This is a genomic window from Sphingobium sp., assembly GCF_048594625.1.
Lineage (GTDB): Bacteria > Pseudomonadota > Alphaproteobacteria > Sphingomonadales > Sphingomonadaceae > Sphingobium.
The window spans coordinates 1-7030 of the sequence record NZ_JBMDWL010000043.1; the positions used below are offsets into that span (position 1 = coordinate 1).

Below are 7030 nucleotides of genomic sequence, written 5' to 3' on the forward strand. Positions count from 1 at the left end.
TGGCTGATCTTCCACTATGTCACCAAGTGGAAGCAGGCGCCCAAGATCACCGATGAGGATGAGAAGCTGCTGGACGAACTCCACCTTCTGGCCCGCCGTCTGGAAGAACGGCTCCAGACGGTCGAACGGATCGTCGCTGCCGACAATCCCGATTTCCGCCCGCAACGCCCGTCTGCCGATGACGGTTACGACTTCGACCGGAGGAACTGACATGACCGCCCGCCGCACCAAATTCTATCTCGACAAGGTCAATGGCAAATGGATGGGCGTGTGCGCCGGTATCGCGGACTATAGCGGCATCGATGTCGTTTGGGTCCGGGTCGGCGCGGTTCTCATCACCCTGATGGGCGCTTTCCCTTGGACGCTGGTCGCCTATTTCGCCGCCGTCTATTTCGCTGACAACAAGCCGAGCGGCCTTTACGCCGATCGCGACGACGAAAAATTCTGGCAGGGCGTCCGCACCAATCCGACCCGTTCGACCCGCGACGTCCGGTCCAAATTCCGCGACATCGACCGGCGTCTGGCCGACATCGAAATCTATTATACCAGCCGCAACACCCGCCTGGCCGACGAAATCGACAGCCTGCGCTGATCGATCGTCCGGGGCAGCTGATAACAGGGAGACACAGTCATGAATTTCGGTGGTCCCTTCTTCGTCCTTGCCATCATCGCCATGTCGACGCTGGGCTGGATGTTCACCACCTGGGTCCGTGCCCGCCATGGTTATCCGGTGGAAAATGAGTGGACCGGCACCGTTCATCGAACGGAACCCGACGCCGGTCGAAAAATCGACCTTTTATCAAGCGAAAACGAAAAGCTGACTGGCCGCATCAGCCGCCTTGAAGAACGTATCGCCGTGCTGGAAAGGATCGCCACCGATCCTGCCACCCGCACCGCCCGCGACATCGACGCGCTGCGCTGACCGGTCAGGCAAGGGGAGTATTCATCATGTTTCCATTCGAAGCTTTTGCCCCGGTGGCTGTCATCGTCGGATCGCTGGCGGTCGGCGGCTGGATCTTCACCACCTGGCTGCGCATCAAACATGGCTATCCGCTGGAAAACAGCTGGGGCAAGGCCATCTATCCGCAGAAAAATGAGGAAATGGTCGAGCGTATCAAGCTGCTGAGCCAGGAAAATGCCCAGCTGCGCGCGGAAATCGGATCGATGAAGGATCGCCTTGCCGTGGTCGAACGCATCGTCACCGACGAAAGCCACAGCCTCAATCGCGAAATCGAACGGCTGCGCAGCCCCGCCAACTGAGCGCGCGCCATCATGAATTCAGGGAGTGATCATCATGGGTCCGTTTGAAATGGTCGTCGCCATCGTTGCGATCACCGCCATCGCCAGCGTCGTCCGCGCCAAATATGGCGTCGTGCGCCATGGAAGGGGCGAAGCACTGGTACAGCGCGGTCCCGACCCGGAAACCGAACGGCTGCGCGCCGAATTGAAAGCGCTGAAAGATCGTGTCGCCGTGCTGGAACGGCTGGCGACGGACGGTTCCACCGCGCTGGAACGGGAATTTGAGAAACTTCGGGACCGCGACTGATACGGTCCCGCCCGATCAGGGAGGTTTTTATGCAAGACCCCTATCTCTATGTGACGCTGGCCATGACCGCCCTTGCTGGGCTTGCCATGTTGACCATGGCGGCATTGCGCGGCTGGAATGGCTGGCTGGAACTCAAGCGCGCCGAACTGGTCCGTTATGGCGCCAGCGATGACAGCACGCCGCCCACCGCCGCCGCGCGGATCGAGGTCGCTGACCTCAAGGAACGCATCCGCAAGCTGGAAGCGATTGCGGCGGGCGTCGACCTGTAAGCCGACCAAATCCGCTGGCGCCCACGCTTTTTGAAGCATGATTGAACGGGATCATGCTCGATTTCTCTTCTATTTTCCGCATTTTCCGAGCAAGCAGACGATGTCGGCTGCTTCGGAAATGCCCATTGATTGTCGGCAGGGCGCTCGCGCAAGACAGGCAATGTGCAGAAGCGGATAACGCATCTCATGCGTTTTCGACGATGTTCGAAACGAACGGGGTTATGAAAAAGGGCGCAGTGTCGGTTCACCGCGCCCTTGATCTTGTCCGTCGATGCAGGATCAGCCCCGCAGGCTGCCGCCCAGCTTCTGCGCTGCCTTCACCACCGCGGCGCTGATCGCTTCCAACTCGTCCTGGGCGAAACTCTTGTCGCCCGGCTGAAGCGTCACTTCAATCGCGAGCGATTTGAAGCCATCCTCCACGCCCGGACCGACGAAGACGTCGAACAGCCGCGCGTCCACGATGCTCTTCTTGTCCGCGCCCTTGACGCCGCGCACCAGCGCATCGGCCTCCACCGTTTCCGGCACGATGAAGGCGAAGTCGCGTTTCACCGCCTGAAGCGCGGGCGGCGCATAGGGCGCGCGCATGAAGCCGCTCTTGCGCTTGCCCGGAATGGCGTCGAGGAAGATTTCACCGGCGACGACCGTACCGCTCAGGCCGAATGCCTTGGCGAGCGAGGGATGCAGCACGCCATATTCGGCCAAGACCGCCTTTGGACCCAGCCGCAGCGTGCCCGACTGGCCCGGATGATAGGCGGCCGACGCCTCTCCGAAATTCTGGAGGTTGCCGACCGGCGCACCGGCGGCGGCCAGCAGCGCGATCACTTCGCCCTTGGCATCGAAGGCATCGAATGCCTGCGCCTTGCCACTCTGCCAGCTGCGCGGCGCCTTCTCGCCCGCCAGCACGAAGCCGACGGTGGCGCGTTCGCCCTGCCTGAAATAGCGACGGCCCAGTTCGAACAGGCGCACGCTGGTCGCGCTGCGGTCCACATTGCGCTTGGCCGCCGACAGCAGGCCCGGCAGCAACGAGGGCCGCATGACCTTCAGATCTTCGGAAATCGGATTGGCCAGCACCCAATCGCCCCCGCCCACGGCCGCGGCTTCCTTTTCGGAAATGAAGGACCAGTTGATCGCTTCGGCCAGACCACGGGCTGCAGCGGTACGGCGCACACGGCGTTCCACCAGCTGTTCCGCCGTGGCGGTCGGGCGTGCGACGCCGGGCAGGCGCGGCAACGGGGTGGACGGCACATGGTCGAGGCCGACGATCCGCACCACTTCCTCGACAATATCCGGCCAGCTATCGACGTCGCGGCGCCATGTCGGAACGGTAATCGTCCAGCTGACAGGCACGGTGACTGGCATGCCGTCCTGATATTCGACGCCGCCTTCTTCGCCGCTGATGACAAAGCCCAGACTTTCAAGGATGCGCTTCTGTTCATCGGCAGGCACATCGACGCCGGCCAGCGCCAGACACTGATCGGGGCTATAGCCGACCGTCTTGGGCGTGGCGGGGGCGATCCCGGCGCGGGTCGCTTCGCTGGCGGTGCCGCCGCACAGCTTGACCACCAGATCGGTCGCGATCGACAGGCCATCGTCCAGGAAGGCGGGATCGACACCCCGCTCGAACCGGCCGCGCGCGTCGGAAGTGAGAGTCAGCTTCTGCCCGGTGACGGCGATCCGTTCCGGCGTGAAATAGGCGCATTCGATCAGTACGTCGGTCGTGCCATCCTGCGCGCCCGAATGTTCGCCGCCCATGATGCCGCCTATGTCATGCACCGCCTCATCGTCGGCGATGACGGTCATGCTCTCATCGACCTTATAGGTCTTGCCGTTGAGCGCCAGCACCTGCTCACCGGGCTTGCCCTTGCGCGCGACAAGGCCGCCCTTCAGGGTCGCCATGTCATAGACGTGCAGCGGTCGGCCAAGGTCGATCATGATATAGTTGGTGATGTCGACCAGAGTGCTGATCGGCTTCTGCCCGATCGCCTTCAGCCGCTTGGCCATCCATTCGGGCGACGCGCCATTGGTCACGCCGCGCACGGTGCGCGCGAAAAAGGCGGGACAGCCGTCCATGTCGTCTGTGCGCACGTCCGGTCCCGGACCCGCGCCCTCGATAGTCGGCACGATGATGGCATTGAGCGCGCCGAGGCCCGCCGCCGCCAGATCGCGCGCGATGCCGCGCACACCCATGCAATCCTGCCGGTTGGGCGTGATGGAAACGTCGATGACCGGGTCGTTCAGGCCCGCCCAGTTGGCATAGATCTCACCCACCGGCGCGCTGTCGGCCAGTTCGATGATGCCGTCATGATCCTCGCCCAGTTCCAATTCGCGGAAACTGCACATCATGCCGTTGGATTCGACGCCACGGATGGCGGCCTTCTTCAGCACCATGCCGTTGACCGGCACCACCGCGCCCTCGACCCCGAACACGCCGACCAGCCCGGCGCGCGCATTGGGTGCACCGCATACGACCTGCAACGGATTGCCGTCCCCATGGTCGACGGTCAGCACCTGCAACTTGTCGGCCTGCGGATGACGCTCGGCGGTCAGCACTTTGGCGATCTTGAACGCGCCCAGCTTCTCCGCCGGATTTTCCACGCCCTCGACTTCCAGCCCGATGGCGTTCAGCGTCTTGAGGATGGTGGCCAGGTCCGCATCGGTTTTCAGATGCGTCTTGAGCCAGCTCAGGGTGAACTTCATGCGCCGACTCCTCCACTCAGCGTGGGGACATCCAGCGCCGAAAATCCATAATGTTTCAGCCAGCGCAGATCGCCGTCGAAGAAGGCGCGCAGGTCGTTCATGCCATATTTCAGCATGGCGAGCCGATCGACCCCGGTGCCAAAGGCAAAGCCCTGCCATTCGTCGGGATCAAGGCCGCATGCCTCGATCACCCTACGGTTGACCATGCCGCTGCCCAGCACTTCCAGCCAGCCGCCGCCCGCTGCATCGCCGTCGCCGCCGATGACGCGCTGGCCATTGGTCAGCGTATAGCCGACATCGACTTCGACCGAAGGTTCGGTGAAGGGGAAATAGCTCGGGCGCAAACGCAGGACGATGTCCTCCCGCTCGAAGAAAGCCTTGAGGAAGGTTTCCAGTGTCCATTTGAGGTGGCCGAGCGTGATGCCCTTGTCGATGACCAGCCCTTCGATCTGGTGGAACATCGGCGTGTGGGTGGCATCTGAATCGCTGCGATAGACGCGACCGGGCGCGATGATGCGGATCGGCGGTTCCTGCGTCATCATCGTGCGGATCTGCACCGGCGACGTGTGGGTGCGCAGCAGCATCTTCTGCCCTTCCTCGTCCGGGAAGTAGAAGGTGTCGTGCATCGCGCGCGCCGGATGCGTTTCGGGAATGTTGAGCGCGGTGAAATTATGCCAGTCGTCTTCGATTTCCGGCCCGGTGGCGACGGAGAAGCCAAGGTCGGCGAAGATTTCGGCCAGTTCGTCCATCACCTGAGACACGGCATGGACGCTGCCCTGCGGCGCCGCATCGGCGGGCAGGGTCATGTCGACCTTTTCCGACGCCAGCTTCGCGCCGAGCGCAGCCTGTTCCAGCGCGGCCTTTTTGCCAGCCAGGGCAGCAGTGACGCTTTCGCGCAGATCCTGAATCGGCGGGCCTTTTTCCATCCGTTCTTCGGGCGACATGGGGCCGAGCGTTTTCAGCAGGCCGGTCACGACCCCGCTCTTGCCCAGTGCACCCACGCGCAGCGCTTCCAGCGCGTCCAACGTGACGGCGGCGTCGATGTCGGCGATCAGGCCGGCTTTCAATGCGCTAATTTCGGTCATTCTTCTTCCAGAGCCTGAGGTGGCGGACACATGCCCGCCGCCTTAGCCGGGCATGGCGATCAAGGAAAGGGGCGGGCAGGTAAAGCGTTCAGGCCCGCGCGCCCAGCAGCGCTCCGCCGAAACCGATGAACATCAGGCCCGTGCCGCGATTGAACAGCTTCTGCCGGTTGGCAGGCGCCAGCCACCGGGCGAGCCGGGCACCGCCCAGCGCATAGACGCCATACCAGAAGCTTTCGATCACGACGAAGCTGGCGATCAGGATGGCCAGTTGCAACCAGAAGGGGCGGTCGAGGTCGATGAACTGGGGGAACAGCGCAGCGGCAAAGATGATGAGCTTGGGATTGGCGAGGCCGGTCAGCAGGCCCGTCGCGTAGAGGGCATGGGCCGACCGCACGCTGGAGGGCCGCACTTCATCGCCACCCACAGGAGCGCGCCACGCCTTGATGCCCAGCCAGATCAGATAGGCGACACCGGCATAGCGCAGGACGTCGAACAGGCGCGGCGATGCTTTCAATAGCGCACCCAACCCCAATGCGGAGGCGATCAGGCACAGCAGGACCGCGCTCATCAGGCCCGCCATGGTGGCCAGCGCCTTGCGCGGGCCATGGGCGATGCTCTGCGTCATCACATGCAGCATGTTCGGGCCGGGCGTGGCCGAAATCAGGAAAACTGCCGTGACATATAACCACCAGAGATGCAGCGACATGGTTGCGCGCCTTTTGGTCTGGCTTCCTGTCTCCGTTCCCTTCGGATCCTTCGGCTGCAAGGCAGGCCTTCAGGACAGGCAGAGGCAAAAAGCGGATGATGCGGCCTTCTCGTTTCTCGACTTCGCTCGAAACGAACGGGCGTGGAAAAACAAAAAGGGCGCCGAAGGCATCTGCCCCGGCGCCCCTTTCAAGACGATCTTGCGATCAGTCCACTCAGGCTGCGGGCAGCGCAGCCTTCGCCTGGGCGATGATGGCGCTGAACGCTTCGCCTTCGTGCATCGCGATGTCGGCCAGAACCTTGCGGTCCAGTTCGACCCCGGCCAGCTTCAGGCCATGCATGAACTGCGAATAGGTCAGGCCTTCGGCGCGGACGCCCGCGTTGATGCGCTGAATCCACAGACCGCGGAACGACCGCTTCTTAACCTTACGGTCGCGATAGGCGTACTGGCCGGCCTTTTCGACGGCCTGGCGAGCGATACGGATCGTATTCTTGCGACGGCCATAATAGCCCTTCGCCTGATCCAAAATCCGCTTATGCTTCGCCTTGGTGGTTACACCACGTTTTACGCGTGCCATGTGCCTCTACTCCTTACTTCAGGCCGTAGGGCGCCCACAGGCGCACATGGGCAACATCGGAATCCGACAGGACGGACGTGCCGCGGTTCTGACGGATATACTTGGCGTTGTGGCTGATCAGGCGGTGACGCTTGCCAGCGACGCCGTGCT

11 protein-coding genes are annotated in these 7030 nt (G+C 62.8%); 6 read left to right on the plus strand and 5 right to left on the minus strand.

The features are described 5' to 3' along the window. From pspB to ACOJSJ_RS05830, 6 genes are all read left to right on the plus strand, one after another. Positions 1-210 (plus strand): envelope stress response membrane protein PspB (gene pspB / locus ACOJSJ_RS05805; protein WP_420144041.1); only part of this gene is annotated, 210 nt, incomplete at its 5' end. A 1-nt stretch (position 211) separates the two neighbouring features. After that, the gene (gene pspC / locus ACOJSJ_RS05810; RefSeq protein WP_420144042.1) at positions 212-592 is read left to right on the plus strand and encodes an envelope stress response membrane protein PspC; all 381 of its coding nucleotides are present in this window, start codon (positions 212-214) and stop codon (positions 590-592) included. A gap of 39 nt (positions 593-631) precedes the next feature. Then, positions 632-922: a hypothetical protein gene (locus ACOJSJ_RS05815; RefSeq protein ID WP_420144043.1), complete on the plus strand. Its 291-nt coding sequence runs from the start codon at positions 632-634 to the stop codon at positions 920-922. 26 nt (positions 923-948) lie between these two features. After that, positions 949-1260 carry a hypothetical protein gene (locus tag ACOJSJ_RS05820; protein WP_420144044.1) on the plus strand — a complete coding sequence of 104 codons (312 nt, stop codon included), beginning with the start codon at positions 949-951 and terminating at the stop codon, positions 1258-1260. A 34-nt stretch (positions 1261-1294) separates the two neighbouring features. Then, positions 1295-1546: a hypothetical protein gene (locus tag ACOJSJ_RS05825; RefSeq protein WP_420144045.1), complete on the plus strand. Its 252-nt coding sequence runs from the start codon at positions 1295-1297 to the stop codon at positions 1544-1546. A 29-nt stretch (positions 1547-1575) separates the two neighbouring features. Next, entirely contained in the window at positions 1576-1815 is a 240-nt protein-coding gene (locus ACOJSJ_RS05830; protein ID WP_420144046.1) for a hypothetical protein, read from the plus strand. A 279-nt stretch (positions 1816-2094) separates the two neighbouring features. On the opposite strand, the gene pheT is transcribed toward ACOJSJ_RS05830, so the two are convergent. From pheT to ACOJSJ_RS05855, 5 genes are all read right to left on the minus strand, one after another. Next, positions 2095-4512 carry a phenylalanine--tRNA ligase subunit beta gene (pheT, locus tag ACOJSJ_RS05835; protein WP_420144047.1) on the minus strand — a complete coding sequence of 806 codons (2418 nt, stop codon included), beginning with the start codon at positions 4510-4512 and terminating at the stop codon, positions 2095-2097. Then, positions 4509-5597 (minus strand): phenylalanine--tRNA ligase subunit alpha, encoded by a 1089-nt coding sequence (pheS, locus tag ACOJSJ_RS05840; protein ID WP_420144048.1) that lies wholly within the window; start codon positions 5595-5597, stop codon positions 4509-4511. The genes pheT and pheS overlap by 4 nt, the downstream gene beginning before the upstream one ends. 88 nt (positions 5598-5685) lie before the next feature. Beyond that, positions 5686-6303 (minus strand): LysE family translocator, encoded by a 618-nt coding sequence (locus ACOJSJ_RS05845; RefSeq protein WP_420144049.1) that lies wholly within the window; start codon positions 6301-6303, stop codon positions 5686-5688. Between the two features lie 214 nt (positions 6304-6517). Continuing rightward, positions 6518-6880: a 50S ribosomal protein L20 gene (gene rplT, locus ACOJSJ_RS05850; RefSeq protein ID WP_224546488.1), complete on the minus strand. Its 363-nt coding sequence runs from the start codon at positions 6878-6880 to the stop codon at positions 6518-6520. Positions 6881-6893: 13 nt separating this feature from the next. Then, a partial coding sequence (locus ACOJSJ_RS05855; protein WP_420144050.1) for a 50S ribosomal protein L35 occupies positions 6894-7030 on the minus strand: 137 nt, incomplete at its 5' end.